The organism is Ruegeria sp. SCP10, assembly GCF_040329495.1.
Taxonomy (GTDB): Bacteria; Pseudomonadota; Alphaproteobacteria; order Rhodobacterales; family Rhodobacteraceae; genus Ruegeria.
In genome coordinates this window covers 1-3519 of record NZ_JBDZYF010000038.1, presented here as the reverse complement: position 1 = coordinate 3519, position 3519 = coordinate 1, and the positions used below count along the sequence as shown (strand labels likewise).

The following is a 3519-nucleotide window of genomic DNA, read 5'->3' as shown; positions in this document are numbered from 1 at the left end:
GTCCGCTGCTGGTGCGGCATCCAGTTGCAGGGCATCGTCATCCAGCACCGGGTTGTCCCAAGGGAAGTCGGTGAGGATATCGAGCCCGGGTTGTGGCTCTCCTGCCATCTCAGGCGCGCCGGAGGTCTGCATGTTCACGTCGTCAAGCCAGCTGTACGAATCCTCCGAATCTATCCCGGCCTCAGCGTCAGTCGCGGGGTCTGGAACTGCCGGGGCACCGGTCATGGCTGCCTCTGCAGTCTGTTGGAAGTCCGCTGCTGGTGCGGCATCCAGTTGCAGGGCATCGTCATCCAGCCCCAGGTTGTCCCAAGGGAAGTCGGTGAGGATATCGAGCCCGGGTTGTGGCTCTCCTACCATCTCAGGCGCGCCGGAGGTCTGCATGTTCTCGTCGTCAAGCAAGCGGTACAACTCCTCCAAACCGATCTCGGCCTCAGCGTCAGTTGCGGGGTTTGGAGCTGCCGGGGCACCGGTCATGGCTGCCTCTGCAGTCTGTTGGGGGTCCGCTGCTGGTGCGGCATCCAGTTGCAGGGCATCGTCATCCAGAAAGGGCCTGGCAAGGCGGTAGGCCAGGTCCACGCCTGTTCTTGACAAATGTACCCCCCTATCTTTGAGGTGATCGGAGATTGCCTGGCTGCTGCGTTTTTGAGATTTCAGATCGAGGATGATCTGCAGCACATCAGGGGTCACCGCCTTGGGCATATTATTTGACGACAAGCCCGCATCCAATCGAAGCGCTTTCTTGATCGTCGCAGCGCTAATTTGAATGTTGTCCTCTTTCAGCGCAGCGCTGATCTTTTCAATACACACCCCCTGGTCGCTCAGCGCCTTGATCTGCTCAAATACTTCCGGGGTCAGTTTTCCAGATGCTGCTGACTGATCCAGTGCCTGCAGCATGCGCTGAATATCGGGAGAGGCCTGCTGATATCCCGTCTCCCGGAAATTGCGCCACGCTTCTGAATCCGCGGTCACATTAAATTGCGATGAAGCAACGCTAAGCGCAGTGTCCACGCTTGTTCTTGACAAATGTACCCCCCTATCTTTGAGGTGATCGGAGATTGCCTGGTGGGTGAGCTTTTGAGATCTCAGATCGAGGATGATCTGCATGACATCACGGGTCACCGCTTTGGGCATACCCCGCGCAGGTAAGCCCGCATCCAATCGAAGCGCTTTCTTGATCGCTGTATGGCTAATTTGAATGTTCTCCTCTTTTAGCGTAGCGCTGATCTCTTCACTGACCACCCCCTGGTCGCTCAGCGCCTTGATCTTTTCAAATACTTCCGGGGTCACTTTTCCAGATGTTGCTCGCTGTTCCAATGTCTCCAGCATATGCTGAATATCGGGAGAGGCCTGCTGATATCCCGTCTCCCGGAAACTGCGCCACGATTCTGAATCCGCCGTCACATTAAATTGCAATGAAGCAACTCTAAGCGCAACCTCCACTCCTGATTCTGACAAATGTATCCCACCAGCTTCGAGATGCGCGGAGATTGCCTGGCTGCTGCGTTTTTGAGATTTCAGGTCGAGGATGATCTGCATGACATCACGGGTCACCGCCTTGGGCATACTCCGCGCAGGTAAGCCCACATCCGCTCGAAGCGCTTTGCTGATCGTCGCAGCGCTAATTTGAATGTTGTCCTCTTTCAGCGCGGCGCTGATCTTTATACCAGACAATCCCTGGTCTCTCAGCGCCTTGATCTTCTCAAACACCTCCGGGGTTACTTTTGAGGCAGGTTTCCTGATTGTAGCTTGGGGCTGTTCCAGTGCCTGCAGCATGTGCTGAATGTTGGGGGAGGCCTGCTGATATCCCGTCTCCCGGAAATTGCGCCACGATTCTGAATCCGCCGTCACATTAAATTGCAATGAAGCAACTCTAAGCGCAGTGTCCACTCCTGATTTTGACAAATGTATCCCCCTATCTTTGAGGTGATCGGAGATTGCCTGTAGGGTGCGCTTTTGAGATTTCAGGTCGAGGATGATCTGCATGACATCACGGGTCACCGCCTTGGGCATACCTTCTCCAGGTAAGCCCGCATCCATTCGAAGCGCTTTGCTGATCGTCCTAGTGCTAATTTGAGTATTGTCCTCTTTCAGCGCAGCGCTGATCTTTCTGCGAGACACCCCCTGGTCGCTCAGCGCCTTGATCTGCTCAAATACTTCCGGGGTTACTTTTCCAGATGCTGCTGGCTGTTCCAGTGCCTGCAGCATGTGCTGAATATCGGGAGAGGCCTGCTGATATCCCGTCTCCCGGAAACTGCGCCACGATTCTGAATCCGCGGTCACATTAAATTGTGATGAAGCAAACCCAAGCGCTCTGTCCACGCTTGTTGTTGACAATTTTATCCCATCAGCTTCGAGATGCGCGGAGATTGCCTGGCTGCTGCGTTTTTGAGATTTCAGATCGAGGATGATCTGCATGACATCACGGGTCACCGCCTTGGGCATACCCTCTGCTGACAGGCCCGCATCCGCTCGAAGCGCCCTGCTGATCGTTGCATGGCTAATTTGAATGTTCTCCGCTTTCAGCGCGGCGCTGATCTTTTTGCCAGACAACCCCTGGTCTCTCAGCGCCTTGATCTTCTCAAATACTTCCGGGGTCACTTTTCCAGATGCTGCTGGCTGATCCAGTGCCTGCAGCATGTGCTGAATATCGGGAGAGGCCTGCTGATATCCCGTCTCCCGGAAACTGCGCCACGATTCTGAATCCGCGGTCACATTAAATTGCGATGAAGCAACTCTAAGCGCTCTGTCCACGCCTGCAATTGACAAATGTACCCCCCTATCTTTGAGGTGATCGGAGATTGCCTGTAGGGTGAGCTTTTGAGATTTCAGGTCGAGGATGATCTGCATAACATCACGGGTCACCGCCTTGGGCATACCCTCTGCTGACAGGCCCGCATCCGCTCGAAGCGCCCTGCTGATCGTTGCATGGCTAATTTGAATGTTCTCCGCTTTCAGCGCGGCGCTGATCTTTTTGCCAGACAATCCCTGGTCTCTCAGCGCCTTGATCTTCTCAAATACTTCCGGGGTCACTTTTCCAGATGCTGCTGGCTGTTCCAGTGCCTGCAGCATATGCTGAATATCGGGAGAGGCCTGCTGATATCCCGTCTCCCGGAAACTGCGCCACGATTCTGAATCCGCGGTCACATTAAATTGCGATGAAGCAAACCCAAGCGCTCTGTCCACGCTTGTTGTTGACAATTTTATCCCATCAGCTTCGAGGTGCTTGGAGATTGCCTGGCTGCTGCGTTTTTGAGATTTCAGATCGAGGATGATCTGCATAACATCACGGGTCACCGCCTTGGGCATACCCTCTGCCGACAAACCCGCATCCGCTCGAAGCGCTTTGCTGATCGTCCTAGTGCTAATTTGAATATTGTCCTCTTTCAGCGCAGCGCTGATCTTTGTGTTAGACAATCCCTGGTCTCTCAGCGCCTTGATCTTCTCAAACACTTCCGGGGTTACTTTTGATGAGTGGTTTTTATGTGGTGTATTGCCGCTGCCTGTAACAGCTTCTTGTGG

Annotated in this window: 1 protein-coding gene; it reads right to left on the bottom strand. The window is 54.1% G+C overall.

Features of this window, described 5'->3' with window-relative positions; translation table 11 throughout:
- Window positions 1-3519, bottom strand: a 3519-nt coding sequence (locus ABLN87_RS21975) for a hypothetical protein (RefSeq protein ID WP_353014236.1), incomplete at both ends; no start/stop codon positions are given.